Source organism: Stenotrophomonas sp. 22DLJC03, from assembly GCF_056861405.1.
Window position 1 is genome coordinate 83,569 of the sequence record NZ_JBSPUG010000004.1, and the last position, 19,746, is coordinate 103,314.

16 protein-coding genes are annotated in these 19,746 nt (G+C 67.3%); 12 read left to right on the top strand and 4 right to left on the bottom strand.

Going from position 1 to position 19,746, the window contains the following annotated elements; genetic code table 11:
- Nucleotides 1–62: 62 nt before the first annotated feature.
- Nucleotides 63–3,749: an indolepyruvate ferredoxin oxidoreductase family protein gene (locus AC13GA_RS15430; protein WP_482998483.1), complete on the bottom strand. Its 3,687-nt coding sequence runs from the start codon at nt 3,747–3,749 to the stop codon at nt 63–65.
- A gap of 170 nt (nt 3,750–3,919) precedes the next feature.
- Between AC13GA_RS15430 and AC13GA_RS15435 the strand changes: the two genes are divergently transcribed.
- On the top strand, nt 3,920–4,555 hold the full coding sequence (locus AC13GA_RS15435; protein ID WP_046984760.1) for a tetratricopeptide repeat protein: 636 nt from the start codon (nt 3,920–3,922) through the stop codon (nt 4,553–4,555).
- Between the two features lie 476 nt (nt 4,556–5,031).
- On the opposite strand, the gene AC13GA_RS15440 is transcribed toward AC13GA_RS15435, so the two are convergent.
- Nucleotides 5,032–6,516, bottom strand: coding sequence for an AAA family ATPase (locus tag AC13GA_RS15440; protein ID WP_046986725.1), 1,485 nt, complete (start codon nt 6,514–6,516; stop codon nt 5,032–5,034).
- A 123-nt stretch (nt 6,517–6,639) separates the two neighbouring features.
- On the opposite strand from AC13GA_RS15440, the gene AC13GA_RS15445 reads away from it, so the two are divergent.
- The 9 genes from AC13GA_RS15445 to AC13GA_RS15485 all read left to right on the top strand — a co-directional run bounded on the left by AC13GA_RS15445 (nt 6,640) and on the right by AC13GA_RS15485 (nt 15,600).
- Nucleotides 6,640–7,269: a ParA family protein gene (locus tag AC13GA_RS15445; protein ID WP_012509676.1), complete on the top strand. Its 630-nt coding sequence runs from the start codon at nt 6,640–6,642 to the stop codon at nt 7,267–7,269.
- A gap of 37 nt (nt 7,270–7,306) precedes the next feature.
- Entirely contained in the window at nt 7,307–7,783 is a 477-nt protein-coding gene (locus AC13GA_RS15450) for a SixA phosphatase family protein (protein ID WP_004134282.1), read from the top strand.
- A gap of 4 nt (nt 7,784–7,787) precedes the next feature.
- The gene (locus AC13GA_RS15455; RefSeq protein ID WP_046986726.1) at nt 7,788–8,405 is read left to right on the top strand and encodes a YceI family protein; all 618 of its coding nucleotides are present in this window, start codon (nt 7,788–7,790) and stop codon (nt 8,403–8,405) included.
- Entirely contained in the window at nt 8,402–10,453 is a 2,052-nt protein-coding gene (locus AC13GA_RS15460; protein ID WP_482998484.1) for a phospholipase D family protein, read from the top strand. The genes AC13GA_RS15455 and AC13GA_RS15460 overlap by 4 nt, the downstream gene beginning before the upstream one ends.
- A 10-nt stretch (nt 10,454–10,463) precedes the next feature.
- Nucleotides 10,464–10,898, top strand: a complete 435-nt coding sequence (locus AC13GA_RS15465; protein ID WP_253078076.1) for a hotdog fold thioesterase — start codon at nt 10,464–10,466, stop codon at nt 10,896–10,898.
- 120 nt (nt 10,899–11,018) lie between these two features.
- Complete coding sequence (locus AC13GA_RS15470) at nt 11,019–11,810, top strand: lysophospholipid acyltransferase family protein (RefSeq protein ID WP_046986729.1); 792 nt, start codon at nt 11,019–11,021, stop codon at nt 11,808–11,810.
- A gap of 52 nt (nt 11,811–11,862) precedes the next feature.
- Nucleotides 11,863–12,852, top strand: a complete 990-nt coding sequence (locus AC13GA_RS15475) for a YheT family hydrolase (protein WP_482998559.1) — start codon at nt 11,863–11,865, stop codon at nt 12,850–12,852.
- 56 nt (nt 12,853–12,908) lie between these two features.
- Nucleotides 12,909–14,978: a tetratricopeptide repeat protein gene (locus AC13GA_RS15480; RefSeq protein ID WP_046986730.1), complete on the top strand. Its 2,070-nt coding sequence runs from the start codon at nt 12,909–12,911 to the stop codon at nt 14,976–14,978.
- Between the two features lie 10 nt (nt 14,979–14,988).
- Entirely contained in the window at nt 14,989–15,600 is a 612-nt protein-coding gene (locus AC13GA_RS15485; protein WP_136638468.1) for a YbhB/YbcL family Raf kinase inhibitor-like protein, read from the top strand.
- 132 nt (nt 15,601–15,732) lie between these two features.
- Here AC13GA_RS15485 and AC13GA_RS15490 read toward each other — a convergent pair whose 3' ends face one another.
- Together AC13GA_RS15490 and AC13GA_RS15495 are read right to left on the bottom strand one after the other, a co-directional pair.
- A complete protein-coding gene (locus AC13GA_RS15490; protein ID WP_482998485.1) occupies nt 15,733–16,560 on the bottom strand; it encodes an META domain-containing protein in 828 nt (275 codons plus the stop codon).
- 73 nt (nt 16,561–16,633) lie between these two features.
- The gene (locus AC13GA_RS15495) at nt 16,634–17,428 is read right to left on the bottom strand and encodes an undecaprenyl-diphosphate phosphatase (RefSeq protein WP_033832703.1); all 795 of its coding nucleotides are present in this window, start codon (nt 17,426–17,428) and stop codon (nt 16,634–16,636) included.
- A 219-nt stretch (nt 17,429–17,647) separates the two neighbouring features.
- Here AC13GA_RS15495 and glnA point away from each other — a divergent pair, with 219 nt between their 5' ends.
- Both glnA and AC13GA_RS15505 read left to right on the top strand, forming a co-directional pair.
- Complete coding sequence (glnA, locus tag AC13GA_RS15500; protein WP_010487206.1) at nt 17,648–19,057, top strand: type I glutamate--ammonia ligase; 1,410 nt, start codon at nt 17,648–17,650, stop codon at nt 19,055–19,057.
- Between the two features lie 347 nt (nt 19,058–19,404).
- Entirely contained in the window at nt 19,405–19,743 is a 339-nt protein-coding gene (locus AC13GA_RS15505) for a P-II family nitrogen regulator (RefSeq protein WP_004134334.1), read from the top strand.
- Nucleotides 19,744–19,746 lie beyond the last annotated feature (3 nt).

Here is a 19,746-nt window from a genome sequence, read left to right on the forward strand (position 1 = left end):
TGCCGGCCGCTGGCCGGCACCCGATTGCCAGGAGGGATGCCGGCCAGCGGCCGGCACTACCTTCAAGCCACCTGCACGATATGCAGCGCCTTCGGATTGCGCCACTGCGCCAGCAGGGCGGCTTCGCGCGCCTTGGCCTGCTCGAAATGCGCTTCCTTGACGTGGCCGAAGCCGCGGATGTGCTCGGGGACGCTGGCGATCTCCACCGCCAGCGCCAGGCGGTCGTCATCCAGGCCGTCCAGCAGCAGCTGCACGGTGGCCTCGTAATCGCCGATCAGCTTGCGCTCCATGCGGCGCTCCCCGGTGCGGCCGAACACGTCGAAGCGGCCGCCGCGCAGGAACTTCAGTTTGGCCAGCAGGCCGAAGGCCTTGAACATCCACGGGCCGTATTCCTTCTTCAGCAACCGGCCCTGCTCGTCCTTCTTGGCGAACAGCGGCGGTGCCAGGTGGAAGCGCAGCTGGTAGTCGCCCTCGAACTGCTGCTGCAGGCGGCGCTGGAAGTCGCCGCTGGTGTACAGGCGGGCCACTTCGTATTCGTCCTTGTAGGCCATCAGCTTGAACAGGTAGCGGGCCACGGTCTCGGTCAATGCAGTGGAACCGCCGATGCGGTCGGCTTCGGCGGCGCGCACGCGCTCGACCAGACTGCGGTAGCGGTTGGCGTAGGCAGCGTCCTGGTACTCGACCAGGAAGGCGGCGCGGCGCTCGATCATTTCGTCCAGCGAGCGCGACAGGCGGGCGTCGTCCAGCGGCAGGAACGCCACGTCGCCACCGTGCGAGGGCAGGCCACGCAGTTCGCGCTCGTCGCCGGTATTGCGCGGTGCCGCGGTGGCACCCCATTCGTTGCCTTCCCACTCACCCGGCGGCAGCGGATGCAGCGGCCCCGGGGTGGTTTCGGTATCGGTGTGGCGGTTGCGCACCAGGCCAGCGGCCTGCTGCACGGCCTGCGGATCGACCACGGCCAGGCGGCCCCAGGCGAAGGCCTGCTGGTTCATCGCCACGGCCGCGCCGTTGAGTTCGATGGCGCGCATCAGCGAGTCGAACGACAGCGGTACCAGACCCTGCTGCCACGCGTAGCCGAGGATGAACAGGTTGGCGGCGATGGCATCGCCCAGCAGCGCGGTGGCCAGCTGGGTGGCGTCCAGCAGCAGCGGTTCTTCGCCGCCCAGTGCCACGCGCACGCCGGCAATGATGTCGGCTGCCGGGAACTGCATGTCCGGGCGGGTGGTGAAGGTGCCCGGCATTGCTTCGTAGGTATTGAGCACGACCTGCGAACGACCGGCGCGCACCTTCGACAGCGCCCAGTAATCGTTCACCACCACCATGTCGCAGCCCACCACCAGGTCAGCCTCACCGGCGGCGATGCGCACGGCGTGGATGTCTTCGGGACGACGGGCGATGCGGATGTGGGTTGTCACCGCGCCGCCCTTCTGCGCCAGACCGGTCTGGTCGAGCACGGTCGCGCCCTTGCCTTCCAGGTGGCCGGCCATGCCCAGCAGCGCGCCGATGGTCACCACGCCGGTACCGCCGACGCCGGTGATCAGGATGTTCCAGGGTTGCTCCAGGGTGCCGCGCACCACCGGTGCCGGCAGGTTGTCCAGCAGCGTGGAGGCATCGCGCTTGCTGCCCTTGCGCGGCTGGCCGCCGTGCACGGTGACGAAGCTCGGGCAGAAACCATTGACGCAGGAATAGTCCTTGTTGCAGTTGGACTGATCGATCTCGCGCTTGCGCCCGAACTCGGTTTCCTTCGGCAGCACCGACACGCAGAAGCTCTTCTTGCCGCAATCGCCGCAGCCTTCGCAGACCAGCGAGTTGATCAGCACGCGCTTCTGCGGATCTTCCAGCTTGCCGCGCTTGCGGCGACGGCGCTTCTCGGTGGCGCAGGTCTGTTCGTAGATCAGGATCGATACACCCTTCACTTCGCGCAGGCGTTTCTGCACCGCATCCAGTTCGCTGCGGTCATGGAACTCGACGTCACTGGGGAAGTGCTCGCGTTGGCCGGTCCACTTGCCGATGTTGTCCGACAGCACAACGATGGTGTGGATGCCCTCGGCACGCATCTGCTTTGCGATGTCCGGCACGCTCAGCGGGCCGTCCACCGGCTGGCCGCCGGTCATCGCCACCGCATCGTTGTAGAGGATCTTGTAGGTGATGTTGACGCCGGCGGCGACCGCCTGGCGGATCGCCAGCGAACCGCTGTGGAAATAAGTGCCGTCGCCCAGGTTCTGGAACACGTGCGGGGTATCGGTGAACGGCGCCTGCCCGGCCCAGGTCACGCCTTCGCCGCCCATGTGGGTGAAGGTATCGGTGCTGCGGTCCATCCAGGTCACCATGTAATGGCAACCGATGCCGGCCAGCGCCCGCGAGCCTTCCGGCACCTGGGTGGAGGTGTTGTGCGGGCAGCCCGAGCAGTAATGCGGTACGCGCGGGAAGCTGGCACGCGGCAACGCAAGCTCGGCTTCCTTCTCCTGCATCCACTGAAGGCGCTGCTCGATCGACTCGTTGTTGAAGAACTTCTGGATGCGGCGACCGATCACGCCGGCGATGGTGGCCGGCGTCAGCTCACCGGTGGACGGCAGGATCCACTCACCGCTCTCGTCGTACTTGCCGACGATCGACGGGCGCTGGCCCCAGCTGGCCGGCCAGTTGAAGAACTGTTCCTTCATCTGGCGCTCGATGAAGGCACGCTTCTCCTCCACCACGATGATGTCTTCCAGGCCCTGCGCGAAGCGCGCGATGCCTTCCGGCTCCAGCGGCCAGGTCATGCCGACCTTGTACACGCGGATGCCGATGTCGGCGCAGGCGGCTTCATCCAGGCCCAGGTACTCCAGCGCCTGCAGCACGTCCAGATAGCTCTTGCCGGTGGTGACGATGCCCAGCCGCGCACGCGGTGCGTCCATCACCACCTTGTCGATGCCGTTGGCACGGGCAAACGCTTGTGCAGCCTTCACCGCATAGCGGTGCAGGCGCATCTCCTGGTCCAGCGGCGGATCCGGCCAGCGGATGTTGAGACCGCCCGACGGCATCTCGAAATCTTCCGGCAGCACGATGCGGCGCGCCAACGGATCGACTTCTACCGAGGCCGAGGATTCCACTGTCTCGGCGATCGTCTTGAAGCCGACCCAGCGCCCGGTATAGCGGCTCATTGCCCAGCCGAGCAGGCCCATGTCGAGGATGTCCTGCACGCCGGCCGGGTTCAGCACCGGCATCATCGCGCTGACGAACTCGTCTTCGCTGCCGTGCGGCAGGGTCGAGCTGCGGCAGGCATGGTCGTCGGCCGCCAGCGCCAGCACACCACCATACCGCGAGGTGCCGGCTGCATTGGCGTGCTTGAACACGTCGCCGCAACGGTCCACGCCCGGGCCCTTGCCGTACCACATGCCGAACACGCCCTGCACGTTGGCACCAGGGAACAGGTTGGTCTGCTGCGTGCCCCAGACCATGGTCGCGCCCAGATCCTCGTTGAGGCCGGGGGTGAACTTCACCTTGGCTGCGTCCAGATGCTTTCGCGCGCGCCACAGTTCCAGGTCGAAACCACCCAGTGGGCTGCCGCGGTAACCACTGACGAAACCGGCGCTGTCGATGCCTTCGGCGGCATCGCGCAGGCGCTGCATCAAGGGCAGCCGTACCAGCGCCTGCACGCCACTCAGGTAGATCCGCCCCTCGTTGCGGGTGTACTTGTGGTCGAGCGTGTAATCACGGTCGAGCAGGTCGGCGGAAGAGGGCGAAGTGAGTTGCGCGGTACTGGTCATGGCTGGCCCGGTGAGGATCGGCTGGCACCGGCCACGTGCAGGCACGCGGCGGGAAAGGCGCGAATTGTAGCAGCGAGGCCGTGCGGGCCCCGGCACTCGCGCCGGTGGCGGCGCCGGGGTTAGGATCGGGGGGAGAGAGGGAGGCTGCGCTTGCGGCCTGGGGAGAAGGGATGTCAGTTTCAGGAAAGATCCTGGCCAGCGTGCTGCTGGCTTCGGGAGCGGCCACTGCGTGGGCCGCGCCGGCCCTGCCGGCACCACAGGAGTTCTACTTCGACAGCGACCTGGCCGCCACGCCGATGGTGGCGATACAGGGTGAAGGCGATGAGCTCGTTGCCCAGTTGGTCAAGCTGCGTGAACGCGGCCGGCGTGCGGTTGAGGCCACGGTGCAGCTGGCGTCGGTGGCCGGCGCCCAGGGCCGCGGCGAGCTGGCCGAGCAGCTGTATGGCGAAGCCTTGAAGGAGGCATCGGCACAGAGCAGCAGTGGCCGCAGCGTGCGCTGGAACTACGGATGGGATCTGTTGCGCCAGGGCAGGGTGGAGGCGGCGCTGGAACAGTGGCTTTCATCGGCCGGCAATGCCCGTACCAAGCCCAGCTGGGTGCCACCGACCTACGCGCTGGCGCTGTGGCGGCTGGGGCAGAAGCAGGAGGCAGTGCAGTGGTACGCCGCTGCGGTGCGTACCGAGCCGTCGCAGTGGAGCACCAGTGCGCACTATGCGCAGCTGCTGCCGCAATGGCGCGAGGACGAGCGCGCCACGCTGATGGAAGTGCAGCAGGCCTGGGCCGCCGCGCCGCCAGCCTGGCCATAAGGAGGAGGTTCGGCCGGGTTGCACCCGGCACCTGCAGAGGCAAGGGCTGAAGCAACAGCAACAGCCGAAGCAACAGCAACGGCAGACTTCCCGAGGATGGCGGGGCGGTATGGGCAGTCAGGACACGCCGTGAACCCGTCCATGGGGCTCGATGGCGCCATCCATGGCGCCAACGGTCCTGCCTGCCCATACCGCCCCGCCTCTGACAGTTCCCTGTTGCTGTTGGTAGGTGTCGACCTTGGTCGACACGGTAGGTCCACGCCATGCGTGGATGAATCTGTATCGGAATCGATTTTTCGATATCTGATCGAAAGGCAGCCGAGCGTGGGCTCGGCTCTACAAAGAGCGGCAGGCCAAGCCCCCATGGACGGGTTCACGGCGTCCCCCGCGAATCCACCCCGCCCAGCCAAGCGCGGCTTTTGATGTTCACAGTCAACCAGCCGCCACGAGGGGCTGCGCCGTTCGCTGGAAACCCCTCAGTCGTCCGCGGAAACCGTCCGCCCCGACGCCCACCCACGCAATGCCGCCACCTGCTCGGCCATCAGCACCGACAGCGGGCGCGTGGCGCGGATCTCGTTCATCAGCAGCTCGGTGTCCAGCGGCCGGCCCTCGGCATGTGCTGCATACAGGCCGGCCACGATCGCCTGCTCGATCTCGGCGCCGGAAAAACCATTCGCGGCGGCGGCCAGCGCCGGCAGCGCGAAGTCATCCGCGTTGAGCTGGCGCCGGCCCAGGTGCAGCCGCAGCAGTTCCACGCGGACCTCCGGCGAGGGCAGGTCGACGAAGAAGATCTCGTCGAAGCGGCCCTTGCGCAGCAGCTCGGCCGGCAGTTCGTGCACCTGGTTGGCAGTGGCGACGATGAACACCGGCGCCTTGCGCTCGGCCATCCAGGTCAGCAGGTAGCCGAGCACCCGACGCGAGACGCCGCCGTCCTCGCTGCCGGTGGCCAGGCCCTTCTCGATCTCGTCCATCCACAGCACGCACGGCGCCAGCTGCTCGGCCGAGGCCAGCGCCTGGCGCAGGTTGGCCTCGGTCTCGCCGTGGTACTTGTTGTACAGCGCGCCTACGTCCAGGCGCAGCAGCGGCACGCCGAAGCCGGCGGCGGTGGCCTTGGCCAGCATCGACTTGCCGCAGCCCTGCACGCCCAGCAGCAGCATGCCGCGCGGTGGATCCAGCCCGGCCGGCGCCGAGCCGGCGATGAATGCGACCCGGCGCTGGTTGATCCAGCGTTTGAGCCGGTTCGCTCCGGCGACATCGCCGAAGCGCGCGCTGTCATGCTCGAAGAACAGGTGGCCGCTGCGGTTGAGCAGCTCGAACTTCAGCCGCGCCAGCTGTGGCAGGTCATCGTCGCGCAATGCGCCGTCGGCATAGATCAGCTGGCGCGCGATGCGCCGGGCATCGACCAGGCTCAGGCCCTGCAGGTTCTTCAGGATCTTCTTGACCGCTTCGCTGTCGACTTCAACCCGCCGACCACCATGCTCGCGCGCATAGGCGTCGGCCTCCTCGCGCAGCATCTTCAGCAGGGCGTTGGCATCGGGCAGGCGCGGGTTGAAGCGTACCGCCAGCGCTTCCAGCTCGGCCGGCAGTTCGACCTTGGCACCGATCAGCACCAGCACGTGCGGCTCGCTGTGGCGGCGCTGGATCAGGTCGCGCAGGGCGCGCTGGTGGCTGGCATAGCCCAGGTAGGGGTGGAAATCGAGCAGCAGGTAGACCCCGCGCTGGTCGGCCTGGCGGATCATCTGCAGGGCCGCGCTGGCATCGGGCGGCCCGATCGCGGGGTCCTCGCTGTCCAGATCGATGCGGCGCAGGCCCTCGGTGATCGACCAGCGGTGCAGGGCCCGCCAGACGTGCATCAGCGTCTGCCGGAAGAGTTCGACGATGCGACCCTCATCCTGGGTCTCGATCACGATCAGGGGGGTATTGGCGCGGATCAGTGCGCTCAGGTCCTGCAGTTCGCTCATGCCGGTTCGATCCTTCGGGGGCGCCACGATAGCAAAGGCAATGGCCGCAGGTTCAGCGCGGTGCTACCTCCCGTCACCACCGCCGGTGTACGCTCGGGGCACGTACCCGGAAGCGAGGCTGGCATGAAGACGATCCTGGTGGCCGGTTCCAAGGGCGGGGTGGGCAAGACCACCGTCGCCACCCACCTGGCCGCGTACGCGGCATTGCAGGGCAAGGCCACGGTGATCGCCGATGCCGACCCGCAGGGCTCCAGCACCCGCTGGGCGCAACGGCGTGCCGGGCTGGAAAGCGCGGTGCTCCCCATCGACGTGTATCGGAAGAAGCAGTGGGCGCAGAAACTGCCCGACGGCACCGAAACCGTCATCATCGATGCCCCGGCCGGGGCGTTGGCCGACGATATCCCCCATTTCCTTGACGCTGCCGACGCTGTGGTGGTGCCGGTGCTGCCCTCGGCGCTGGACATCGAAGCCATCGTCGGCTTCCTCAACAGCCTGGCCCAGAACCCGCGCGTGCACAGCCGCAAGCTGCCGGTGGGGCTGGTGCTGAACCGCACCAAGCCCTGGACCCAGACCTCGCAGCAGGCGCTGCAGATGCTGTCCGAATGGCCGTACCCGGTGGTCGCGCAGCTGCGCGACAGCCAGAGCTACGTGGTCATGACCGGCCTGGGCCGCAGTCTGTTCGATTACCGCTCCGCCCAGGTGCGCGAGCACCAGGCCGACTGGGAACCCCTGTTGTCCTGGCTGAAGCTGTAAGAGTCGTAGGTACCCACCCCTTTACTGGAATCCCGCAATGCGCGAACTGATCCTGCTCCGTCACGCCCATGCCGAACCGGCCGTTTCCGGCCAGGCTGATCTCGACCGGCCGTTGTCGCCGGTGGGGCTCGCCGAAGCCGAAGCCGCCGGCAAGTGGCTGAAGGAGAACAAGCTGCTGCCGGACTGCGTGCTGTGTTCCCCTTCGCGACGGACCCGCGAGACCCTGGAAGCGGTGATGGCGGCCATCGGCTATGTCGAAAAGCGCCTGGAAGACCGCATCTACGAAGCGACCCCGGGTACCCTGGCGGCGCTGGTGGATGAGCGGCGTGACCTGGACAGGGTGCTGATCGTCGGCCACAACCCGGGCCTGGAGCAGCTGGTGGCGCTGATGACCGACGGCACCAGCAGTGACTATCGCGGCATGCCGCCGGGCGGCGTGGCTGTGCTCGGTTTCCCCCGCGAGGCCTCGATCGAGCCGGGCGTGGCCAGCCTGAATGCGTTCTGGTGGCCGTGATCCGATGAGCATGGCGCGGCGCAGCCGCTTCCTGCTGCCCGTGCTGCTGGTGTACGGCCCGGCCTGGGCTGCCGCACCACCGCCTGCGACATTGCCACCGGTGGTCGCCGAGGCGCACCGCGTGTTGCGCCTGGATACGCAGCGTTCGCAGATCGGTTTCGAGGTGCGCACCCGCTTCGGGCAGCGCATCGAGGGCGTGTTTCCGCACTTCGAGGGACGCATCGAGATCCTCTCCGACGGCCGCCACCAGGTGCACCTGAAGATGTTCACACGCTCGGTCGAGATCCCTGGCAAGCCGCGCTACACCGGTTGGATGCGCGGTGAGGAGTTCTTCGATGCCGGCCGCCATCCGGTGGTCGAGTTCGACTCCCTGCCGTACTGGCCGGAGACCGTGGAGGACGGGGGCGACATCAACGGCAGGTTGACCCTGCGTGGGATCAGCCACCCGGAGTCGCTCAAGGTCGAGAAGGCGGACTGCGCCCGACCCGGCTATGATTGCGACGTCGTCAGCCGCGGTACCGTGCAACGAGGCCGGTATGGCATGGAAAGCTGGCAGCTTGCCTTGAGTGACCGAGTGACTTTCGTATTGCGTGCGCGCCTGAGCGAGGCGCCTAAACCGTGAACCACCTGCTGCGTGTACTGGCGCTGGCAACCGTGTTGCTGGGCAGCGGTTGTGCATCGCTGTCACATGCCGAGCGTGACCGGGCCGAAGCCATCGCCGTGCAGGCACGCTCGACCGAAGTCGATTGCCAGCGCGCCGACCGTTGTGCGCTGGATTCGCCACTGCGGGCGCTGGCCGGCCGGGCGTTCACCGAATCCACCCCGGAACGGCCGCAGCATTACGCCACGCTGCTGGATGAGGGCGAGGGCGCCCTGGTCGCGCGGCTCAACCTGCTGCGCAGCGCCACCCGCAGCATCGACCTGCAGACCTATATCTTCGACAAGGACGACAGCGCCCGCCTGGTCATCGACGAGCTGCTGGCCGCATCCCGGCGTGGGGTCAAGGTGCGGGTGCTGATCGACCAGCTCTCGGCGATCTCCGACCTCGAGATCCTCGGCGCGCTGTCCGGTGCCCACCAGAATTTCCAGCTGAGGGTCTACAACCCGACCTTCGGCAAGGCGCGCCTGAACTATTTCGACTACGCCGGCAGCGTGCTGTGCTGCTTCCGTCGCTTCAACCAGCGCATGCACAACAAGCTGCTGGTGATCGACGATGCGATCGGCGTGGTCGGTGGCCGCAACTACCAGGACGATTATTACGACTGGGACCGCGAGTACAACTTCCGCGACCGCGATGTGCTGATCGCCGGACCGGAAGCGCGGGCGATGGCCGCCAACTTCGATGCATTCTGGCGCGCGCAGCGCAGCGTGCCGGCCGAACGCCTGAATGACGTAGGCCGTACCCTGCTGCGCCAGGGCGTGCCCACATTGCCCCCGGCCACCTTCCGCCGTCCCGAGCGGGTGCAGCGGGTCAGTGCTGAAGCCAACGACATCGACTTCGTCACCCGTTCCTTTGTCGATACCGCGCTGCCGGTCGCCTCGGTGCGCTATGTCGCCGACCTGCCGCGCAAGCATCGCCGTGAAAAAGCCGATGCACCGCTGGCCGGCCAGCATGTGACCGAGCCGCAGCTGGATGCGCTGATCGCCAGCGCGCAGAAGGAAGTGATCCTGCAGACGCCCTACCTGGTGTTGTCCAAGCCGGCGCAGAAGCTGTTCCGTGAACTGCGCAAGCGTCCGCAGCCGCCGCGCGTGGTGGTGTCCAGCAACAGCCTGGCGGCCACCGACAACCCGATCGTGTATGCGCTGTCGTACAAGTACAAGCGCCGCAACATGCGCGAACTGGGCTTCAACATCTTCGAATACAAGCCGTTCCCGCTGGATGCGCCGGTCGACTACCGCAATCTGCTGCCTGACCCGATCTCCGTGCCCGATGGCGCGGATGACAGTGGCCGCAACCCGTTGATTGGTGGCAGCGCGGCGGGCAGCAACGCGCGGGGTGGCAGCGATGGCGGTTCAAACGGGACCGGCAAGCAGGGGCCGGTGAACCACCCGCGTACCGGCAGCGCCTACCAGAATGCCCGCGAACGCCGTCGGGCGGCTGGCAGCGAGGTCGAAACGCGACTGCTGCGTACCGAGACGCGGCCGTCGTTCCTGGGCAGCAAGGCAGTCAACAAGCCGCTGCCGGTCACCCGCAAGGGCGCGCGCATGGGGTTGCACGCCAAGTCGCTGGTGGTGGATCGCCGCATCGGCGTGGTTGGCACCCACAACTTCGATCCGCGCAGCGAGAACTACAACACCGAAGGCGCGGTGATCATCGACGACCCGGTCTTTGCCGAGGAACTGGCGCAGAGCATCCTGCGCGACACCCATCCGCAGAACTCGTGGACCGTTGCGCCGCGGGCCAAGCCGCCGGTGCTGTCGGGGCTGAACTATAGCGTCGGCAAGGCTTCCGAAGCGCTGCCGATTCTCGATTTCTGGCCGTGGCGCTACGCCACCGACTACGAATTCAAGCCCGGCCCGGACTGCCCGCAGCCGCTGCCGAGGCAGGATCCTGATTTCCATCGCTGCTACAGCGCCGTCGGTGACTTCCCCGAAGTCAACGTCGGGCCGAAGTGGCTGCTGGTACGCATGCTGACCGCATTCGGTGCCGGCCTCGTTCCCATTCTCTGAAGGTGCCCGCATGACCCAGGTTTTCCGCGAAGCCGTTTCCATCGAGCAGCTAAACGCGCTCAGCCGCAACACGGCGATCGAATCGCTGGGCATCGTCTTCAGTGCGGTTGGCGAGGACTGGCTGCAGGCCACCATGCCGGTGGACGAACGCACCCGGCAGCCGTACGGCATCCTGCATGGCGGTGCCTCGGTGGTGCTGGCCGAGACGCTGGGCAGCAGCGCCGGCAACCTGTGCGTGGATGCCGCAAAGCAGATCTGCGTGGGCCTGGAGATCAACGCCAACCACGTGCGTGCCGTGCGTTCGGGTACGGTCACCGGCACCGCCCGCGCGCTGCACGTGGGCCGCAGCACCCAGCTGTGGGAGATCCGCATCGAGGACGAGCAGGGGCGGCTGGTGTGTATATCGCGGCTGACCCTGGCGGTGGTGGCCGCCGGCCACGGTTGAGCCCCACGAGGGCGCGTTGACGGCAGCGGAACCCAGCGTTCCCCGCCGATTGCCCCGGCCAATGGCTGTTATGGCCTAAATCGGCTGGCAGCTGCTGCGGCGCTCCGGTATCGTGCGCGGATGACTTCCCCCACTCCGGCCCCCCGTGGCGGCGTGGCGCGTGTGTGCCGTTACCTGTACCGCGTACCGCTGCTGTTGGTCCACATCACCGTGTTCCTGCCGCTGATCCTGATCGGCATGCTGCCGCCGTGGGGCGAGCTGCGGGTGGGCGAGGATACGTTCGGAGCCAAAGTGGTGAACTGGTGGCAGGGCGGGCTGATGTGGATCTTCGGCTTCCGCCTGTCGCAGGTCGGCAGGCCGCTGCCGGGCGCGGTGCTGTTCGTTGCCAACCACGTCAGCTGGGTCGACATCTCCATCCTGCACAGCCAGCGCATGATGGGCTTCGTTGCCAAGCGCGAGATCGCCAGCTGGCCGCTGGTCGGTTGGCTGGCCGCGCGCGGGCAGACCATCTTCCACCAGCGTGGCAACACCGAATCGCTCGGTGGGGTGATGCAGGTGATGGCCGACCGGCTGCGTGCCGGCAAGGCGGTGGGCGTGTTCCCTGAAGGGCGCACCCGCGGAGGCCACGAGGTGGGCCCGTTCCATGCCCGCATCTTCCAGGCTGCCGTTGAAACCGGCGTGCCGGTGCAGCCGGTGGCGCTGGTGTACGGGCTGAAGGGCGACGCCCAGACCATTGTCGCGTTCGGTCCAGGCGAAAGTTTCTTCGCCAATTTCCTGCGCCTGCTCGGTGAGCCGGCGCGGCATACCGAAGTGCATTTCCTGGAGCCGATCGGTGCCCAGGACCTGGAAGGCCGTCGGCGCATCGCGGAAACCTCGCGCGCGCGCATCGTGGCGGCCATGAGCACGCAGTGAGGGTGCGGTGGCTCTGATCCCGCCACCTGTGCTGGACGCCGGTACGCCGACGCTGCATGCGGCCGACTACCAGCCGCCACGCTGGCTGCGCAATCCGCACCTGCAGTCGATGCTCAGCTCCAGCCGCATGCGCCTGCAGCGCGGCCTGCTGCTGCTGGCGGCCACCGGTGCGGTCAACGAAGAACTGATCCTGGATGGCGGCGACGGCGTGCGCCTGCAGGGCTGGCACAGCCATGTCGAAGGTCGCGAGCCCAAGGGCATCGCGCTGCTGCTGCACGGCTGGGAGGGCAGTGCCGAATCCAGCTACATGCGCATGGCGGCCGCGCGCATGATCGAACAGGGTTTCGATGTGGTGCGCCTGAACTTCCGCGATCACGGCAACACCCATCACCTCAACCCCGGCATCTTCCATTCCAATCTGATCGACGAAGTGGTGCATGCCGCAGGCGATATCGCCCAGCGCTGGCCGCAGCTGCCGCTGGTGGCGGCCGGCTATTCGCTGGGTGGCAACTTCGTGCTGCGGCTGGCCCTGCGCGCGCCGGCCGCCGGCGTGCCGCTGCTGCGGGTGGCGTCGGTGTGCCCGGTGCTGGACCCGGCGCTGACCATGGACAGCATCGAGAGCGGCCCGGCGATGTACGACTGGTACTTCCGCCGCAAGTGGGCCGGTTCGCTGCGGCGCAAGCGCGACCTGTTCCCCGAGCTGAGCGACTGCGACGACCGCGTGCTGAAGCTGGACATCCGCGCGCTGACCGCATGGCTGGTCGAACGGCATACCAGCTTCGGCTCGTTGCAGGCCTATTTCGACGGTTATTCGATTGCCGGTGACCGCCTGGCCACGCTGCAGGTGCCGGCCGACATCCTGATGGCGAAGGATGACCCGGTGATCCCGTACGTGACTTTCAGCGACTGGCAGCTGCCGCGCCAGGCGCACCTGGAAACGGCCTGCTGGGGAGGCCACTGCGGGTTCCTCGAAAACTGGCGGGGTGATGGCTTCTCCGAGCGCTGGGTGGCGCAGCGCCTGCAGCGGGTGCTGCAGGCCTGAACCGGCACCGGTGCGCAGGCCGCTACAATGCGGGTTTGCACTTGAACCGGACTGTCATGCAAGACCAGATCATCCAAGCGTTGCGCCAGAACCAGGCCGACCAGGCCGTGCAGCTGGCCCAGGCGTGGACCCGTGATGAACCCGGCCAGGCCGAGGCCCACCGCTGGCTGGCGCTTGCGCTGCAGCAGCAGGGCAACGCCGGGGCCGCGATGGAGGCCCTGCAGCAGGCGCTGCAGCTGGCTCCGGACGATGCCCAGCTGCACCTGCAGCACGCCGGCCTGCTGCTGGCGCTGCGCCAGTTCGAAGGTGCTGACGAAGCGCTGGCGCGTACTACCGGCCTCGATCCCAATTCCTTCTCCGCCTACCTGATGCAGGCGCACCTGGCGATCGGCCGCAACGATTTCGACGAAGCCCAGCGCCTGTCCACTCTTGCCTCGCGCGTCGAGCCGGACCATCCGGAACTGCTGACCATCGACGGCATGATCGCGCTGCGCCGTGACGACCCGGATCGTGCACTGACGCTGCTGTCGGCCGCCAACCAGGCACAGCCCAACGATACCCGCGTGCTCTACGCACTGGGCTTCGCCTATCTGGGCAAGGACATGCTGGCCTTCGCCGAACAGGCCTTCCGCCGTGTGCTGGAGCTGAACCCGGCGATCACCTCGCTGCACGGCCTGGTGGTGCAGCTGGCGCTGCGCCAGGGCAACCTGGAGGCGGCGGCCGAAGCAATGCAGATCGCCCTGCAGCAGGAAGGCCTGGATACACCGTCGATGCGCCGCCTGGCCGGTGAGCTGGCCCTGCGCAGCGGGCAGCCGCTGCAGGCGCTGGAGCATCTGCTGCCGTTACTGGAATCGCTGCCCGACGATCGTCAGGTACTGCAGCTGCTGCTGATGTCCTGGCAGCGCCTGGGCCGCGAGGACGAGGCGCGCGCACGCCTCGACGCCGCGCTGGAACAGCATCCGCAGCTGCACGACCTGTGGCTGGCACGGCTGGCCGTGGAAGACGTTGGAAGCCCCACCGCCGCCGCGACGGTCGAGCGCTGGATGGATACGATGCCGGGCCACCTGCCGGCGCTGGAAGCACGCCTTCGCCTGCATGACATGCTGGGCGAGCATGCGCAGGCCGAAGCAATCGCCGAGCGCATCGTCAGCCTCGAGCCGGGCCGCGTAAGCGGCGAAACCCGCCTGGTCGAAGGCCTGCTGCAGCGCGACCCGGCCGCCGCCGTCGCCCGCGTGCAGGCGCTGATCGACATGGCACCGGAAGGCCATCGCGCCGACCTGCGCACCTGGCTGGGTGAAATCCAGGATCGCGCCGGCCAGCCGGAAGAAGCACTGAACACGTGGCTGGCGCTGCAGGCCGAGCAGGCACCACAGCGCCTGCCGCTGCCGCCGCAGGCCAAGGCACCGCCGAGCTGGCCGGACAAGGGCGAGATCGACGGTGATGCCACCTCTGCGCCGATCTTCCTGTGGGGCGCACCGGGTTCGGGCGTGGAACGCGTGGCGACCGGCCTGGCCGCCGCCAGCCCGGTGCTGCGCAGCGACCGCTATACCTCCAATGCGCCTGACGATGCCTTCCAGAACTACCACACGCTGCAGGACCTCGCGTCCGGCGTGCTGACCCCGGAGCGGCTGGTGCAGCGCTGGCGCGAGCAGTTGCCGTCGCGTGGGATCCAGGACGACGCCGTCATCGACTGGCTGCTGTGGTGGGACAACGCGCTGCTGTGGGCGCTGCGCCCGCAGTTGCCGCAGGGCCGCCTGCTGGTGGTGGTGCGCGATCCGCGCGACATGCTGCTGGACTGGGTGGCCTATGGCGCCGCCGCACCGCTGGCGATGACCTCGCTGGCCGAAGCCAGCGAATGGCTGGCACGCGCACTGGCCCAGGTCGCCACCCTGCACGAGGAAGACCTGTATCCGCAGGTGCTGCTGCGCATCGACCAGATCGGCAACGATCCGCAGGCGATGGCCGATCTGCTGGGCCGCCTGTTCGAGCGGCCGATGCCGCCGGCCGCCCAGCTGGGTGCACCGCGCTTCCCGCCGGGCCACTGGCGCACCTACCGCGACGTGATGAGCGCCGCCTTCGCCAAGCTCACCCCGATCGCGGTGCGCCTGGGTTACCCGGAAGAGTGAGGAGACACCGATGCAACTGAGCAGCCACAGCCTGACCAACGGTGCACCGATCGGCCGCGAGTTCGCCGCCGGCGATGCCGCCGGCTTCGCGCCGGACCGCAATCCGCACCTGGCCTGGAGCGGCGTGCCGGAAGGCACCCGTTCGTACCTGCTGGTATGCGTGGACCCGGACGTGCCGACCGTGCCGGAAACGGTCGGCCGCGCGGACATGACCGTGCCACGCGACCAGCCGCGCTGCGATTTCGTGCATTGGGTGATGGCCGATATCCCGGCCTCGGTGCAGGAGATCGCCGCAGGCAGCTGCAGCGACGGGTTCGTGGTGAAGGGCAAGACCGCGCCGGCTGGCCCGGCCGGCAGCCGCCAGGGCCTGAACGATTTCACCGGCTGGTTCGCCGGCAACCCGGACATGGCCGGTGATTACCTTGGCTACGACGGCCCGTATCCGCCGTTCAACGACGAGCGTATGCATCGCTACTTCTTCCGCGTGTTCGCGCTGGACGTGGCTTCGCTGGATCTGCCGGTGCGCTTCACCGCCGCCGATGCGTACCGCGCCATGCACGGCCACGTACTGGCCGAAGCGGCGCTGCACGGCACCTACACGCTGAACCCGGCGCTGGGCTGAGGCTGTATATCGGGTAGTGCCGGCCGCTGGCCGGCATGTCCCATGTCCGCCGGAGGTGCCTGTGGCAGCCGGCCAGCGACCGGCTCTGCCGTCAACGAAGAAGGGCGGCCTTTCGGCCGCCCTTCCATCGTTTTACTTCTTCTCGATGGCCGACTCGACCACCATGTCCAGCACGTACGCCTGCGACGGCGCATCGGCCGGCGGGTTCTTCACTTCGTAGCGCTTCACGCGCACAACGTTGCGCACGCCGTCTTCGTGGGTGTAACCCTCGATGCTGCCGTAGAAGTTCTCGAACTTGCCCGGCTCGCCCTGCTTCAGGCCCTTGTCGTCGAACTTGACCTCACGCACCTGCAGGCACTGGTAGTCCGGGATCAGCGGGTGCGAGCACTTCTGGGTCTTGGCGGCCACTTCCAGGAACACGGTTTCGCCGGCGCCGCCGTAGCGGGTTTCAGCGGTCGGCTCCGGGTTGAAGACCAGCACATCGCCCTTGGCGTTGGTCAGGGTCAGCTTGCCGTCGGCATCCTGTTCGGCCTTCAGTTCGCCCTGCAGACGGCTGGAGACGGCTTCGTCCAGCGCCATCAGCGCCTTGTCGGTGCAGGCCATCATGGTCGAGGCCATCGCGCTCACGCTCAGCTTGCCATCGGCCAGGGTGTAACCGCCGCCCATGCGGTTGCAGGTGTTGCTGACCGACAGGCGGCCATCAACGAAGTCCAGGGTGACCGGCTTGTCTTCGCGGGCGAACAGCGCATCGATGCGCTTGCCATCGGCCGCGGTGGCCTGCTGCAGCAGCCAGTGCTGGCTCTGCAGGCGCTGCGCATCCAGGTGTGCCAGCGCCTTCTGGTCGCCGGCCTTGGCCGCGGCCGGGGCCAGATCGTCACCGCCGGTACCGGCCGGGGCAGGGGTCTGGCTGCAGGCGGCCAGCAGGGCCAGCGGGAGGAGCAGGGTGAGCTTGCGGTTCATGGTGATTCTCCTTGGGGAACCGAGGGGGAAACGGACCGGGGCCGGCAACGGGGTTGCCGTGCCCCGGCGCTGTTCAGCTGCCGGACGGCAACCACAGCAGCAATGCAGCGCCCAGGGCGATGCGGTAAATCGCGAACGCCGTGAAGCGATGCGACTTGATGTAGCCCATCAGCCACTTCACTACGACGAAGCCGGTGATGGCTGCGGCAAGGAAGGCCACGCCAACGTCGGTCCAGTTCTCGCTGCCCAGGTTCCCTTCCTTGGCCAGTTCCAGGAAGGTGTAGGCGCTGGCGGCGAACATGGTGGGAATGCCGACCAGGAACACGAACTCGGCAGCGGCCGCGCGGCGGCTCAGGCCCAGCAGCATGGCCAGGAAGATCGCCGAGGCCGAGCGCGAGGTACCGGGGAACACGCCGGCCAGCACCTGCGCCAGGCCAACACCGATGGCCACCGTCCAGGTCACCTGGTCGCGATCGGGCAGGCGCGCGGTATAGGCCTCCACCAGCAGCATCCAGATGCCGCCGATGATCAGCGCCCAGGCCACCGGGCTGACGGTTTCCGGCAGCGACCAGCCGGCCTTGCGCACCACCAGGCCGACTACTGCGGTTACCAGGAAGGCCGCGCCGAGCTTGAACACGTACTCGCGGTTCTCGCGCTGGCCGAAGCCGGTGGCCAGCTGCAGCAGGCGCTGGCGGAACACCAGCACCACGGCCAGGATCGCACCGGCCTGGATGATGATGTTGAAGAAGTCCGATCGCGCGCCCAGCCAGTGCTGGGCGATCAGCAGGTGGCCGGTGCTGGAGATCGGCAGGAATTCGGTCAAGCCTTCGAGGATGCCCAGCAGCAGGGCGGAGAGCAGGTCGGACATGGACGGTGCGGGCGCTGGCGGCGGAAGAAGCCCGAGAGAATAGACGATCCATGCCGCACCAAACGGGTGCGTGCGGCAATCCGCGCACCCGTTTGGTGCAAGTGCGTCTGCACCGCGCTGGGGCAGGCGCTTTGAAATCAACAACTTGTGAAGGCCGAAAAGTTGGCACGGTCGTTGCTGTACCTCAGCAGGCATTCATTCCCATCCGAGGTCGTACCGATGTCCGTGGAAAACGTTGAGAAGCTGATCAAGGACAACCAGATCGAGTTCGTTGATCTGCGTTTCGTCGACATGCGTGGCGTCGAGCAGCACGTCACCTTCCCGGTCAGCATCATCGAGCCGTCGCTGTTCGAAGAAGGCAAGATGTTCGATGGCAGCTCGATCGCCGGCTGGAAGGGCATCAACGAATCGGACATGGTGCTGCTGCCCGATACCGCCAGCGCCTACGTCGACCCGTTCTATGCCGATCCGACCATCGTGATCAGCTGCGACATCCTCGACCCGGCCACCATGCAGCCGTACGGCCGCTGCCCGCGCGGCATCGCCAAGCGCGCCGAGGCCTACCTGAAGTCCTCGGGCATCGCCGAAACCGCGTTCTTCGGCCCGGAGCCGGAATTCTTCATCTTCGATTCGGTCCGTTTCGCCAATGAAATGGGCAACACCTTCTTCAAGGTCGATTCGGAAGAAGCGGCCTGGAACAGCGGCGCCAAGTACGACGGCGCCAACAGCGGCTACCGTCCGGGCGTGAAGGGCGGTTACTTCCCCGTTCCGCCGACCGACACCCTGCACGACCTGCGTGCGGAGATGTGCAAGACCCTGGAACAGGTCGGCATCGAAGTGGAAGTGCAGCACCACGAAGTGGCCACCGCCGGCCAGTGCGAGATCGGCACCAAGTTCAGCACCCTGGTGCAGAAGGCCGACGAACTGCTGCGGATGAAGTACGTCATCAAGAACGTCGCCCACCGCAACGGCAAGACCGTCACCTTCATGCCCAAGCCGATCGTCGGCGACAACGGCAGCGGCATGCACGTGCACCAGTCGCTGTCCAAGGGCGGCACCAACCTGTTCTCCGGTGACGGCTACGGCGGCCTGAGCCAGCTGGCGCTGTGGTACATCGGCGGCATCTTCAAGCACGCCAAGGCCATCAACGCCTTCGCCAACTCGGGCACCAACAGCTACAAGCGCCTGGTGCCGGGCTTCGAAGCCCCGGTGATGCTGGCCTACTCGGCGCGCAACCGTTCGGCCTCGTGCCGCATTCCGTGGGTGTCCAACCCGAAGGCGCGCCGCATTGAAATGCGCTTCCCCGATCCGATCCAGTCGGGCTACCTGACCTTCACCGCGCTGATGATGGCCGGCCTGGACGGCATCAAGAACCAGATCGACCCGGGCGCACCGAGCGACAAGGATCTGTACGACCTGCCGCCGGAAGAAGAGAAGCTGATCCCGCAGGTCTGCTCCTCGCTGGACCAGGCGCTGGAAGCGCTGGACAAGGACCGCGAGTTCCTCAAGGCCGGTGGCGTGATGAGCGATGACTTCATCGACGGTTACATCGCGCTGAAGATGCAGGAAGTGACCAAGTTCCGCGCGGCGACCCACCCGCTGGAATACCAGCTGTACTACGCCAGCTGACCGGCTGCGATGGCGGTGGGTAACCCCTCCCACCCGCCGCCATCGCATCCGTCTTTGCGGCTGGGGAGCCGCAGGGCGGGCTCCGGCCCGCCGTGGTAGAGCGGACCGTTGGTCCGCTGCATTGGAAACGCGGGCCCTTGGCCCGCAGATTCAGGGGCAAGAGAGAGACCGGACACGCGACATGGGCCGCCCTCCCTCCCGCGTCGGCCGTGCAAGGAGAGAGGCACGGCTGTCCCGGCCCGATTCGTGTCCGGTGCAACAGCCACGGCCATCACCACGATGGCCCGTGGTTGCCTGATGCCATCGCGCGTTCGCGCGCTGGCCCCATCCACCATCGGGACATGCGCATGAAACTGATCTCCGCCATCATCCGACCGTTCAAGCTCGACGAGGTCCGAGAGGCCCTGTCCGATGCCGGCGTGTCGGGCATCACCGTGACCGAAGTGAAAGGCTTCGGCCGCCAGAAGGGCCACACCGAGCTGTATCGCGGTGCCGAGTACGTTGTCGACTTCCTGCCCAAGATCAAGATCGAAACCGTGGTCACCGACGAACGTGCCGACGCAGTGATCGAAGCGATCCAGTCGTCTGCAGGCACCGGCAAGATCGGCGACGGCAAGATCTTCGTGACCGCTGTCGAGCAGGTCATCCGCATCCGCACCGGCGAAATCGGCGCCGACGCGCTGTAAGCC

Coding starts and splice junctions, on each gene's coding strand:
- AC13GA_RS15430 (WP_482998483.1), bottom strand. CDS start 3,749: ATGACCAGTACCGCGCAACTCACTTCGCCCTCTTCCGCCGACCTGCTC.
- AC13GA_RS15435 (WP_046984760.1), top strand. CDS start 3,920: ATGTCAGTTTCAGGAAAGATCCTGGCCAGCGTGCTGCTGGCTTCGGGA.
- AC13GA_RS15440 (WP_046986725.1), bottom strand. CDS start 6,516: ATGAGCGAACTGCAGGACCTGAGCGCACTGATCCGCGCCAATACCCCC.
- AC13GA_RS15445 (WP_012509676.1), top strand. CDS start 6,640: ATGAAGACGATCCTGGTGGCCGGTTCCAAGGGCGGGGTGGGCAAGACC.
- AC13GA_RS15450 (WP_004134282.1), top strand. CDS start 7,307: ATGCGCGAACTGATCCTGCTCCGTCACGCCCATGCCGAACCGGCCGTT.
- AC13GA_RS15455 (WP_046986726.1), top strand. CDS start 7,788: ATGAGCATGGCGCGGCGCAGCCGCTTCCTGCTGCCCGTGCTGCTGGTG.
- AC13GA_RS15465 (WP_253078076.1), top strand. CDS start 10,464: ATGACCCAGGTTTTCCGCGAAGCCGTTTCCATCGAGCAGCTAAACGCG.
- AC13GA_RS15470 (WP_046986729.1), top strand. CDS start 11,019: ATGACTTCCCCCACTCCGGCCCCCCGTGGCGGCGTGGCGCGTGTGTGC.
- AC13GA_RS15480 (WP_046986730.1), top strand. CDS start 12,909: ATGCAAGACCAGATCATCCAAGCGTTGCGCCAGAACCAGGCCGACCAG.
- AC13GA_RS15485 (WP_136638468.1), top strand. CDS start 14,989: ATGCAACTGAGCAGCCACAGCCTGACCAACGGTGCACCGATCGGCCGC.
- AC13GA_RS15490 (WP_482998485.1), bottom strand. CDS start 16,560: ATGAACCGCAAGCTCACCCTGCTCCTCCCGCTGGCCCTGCTGGCCGCC.
- AC13GA_RS15495 (WP_033832703.1), bottom strand. CDS start 17,428: ATGTCCGACCTGCTCTCCGCCCTGCTGCTGGGCATCCTCGAAGGCTTG.
- glnA (WP_010487206.1), top strand. CDS start 17,648: ATGTCCGTGGAAAACGTTGAGAAGCTGATCAAGGACAACCAGATCGAG.
- AC13GA_RS15505 (WP_004134334.1), top strand. CDS start 19,405: ATGAAACTGATCTCCGCCATCATCCGACCGTTCAAGCTCGACGAGGTC.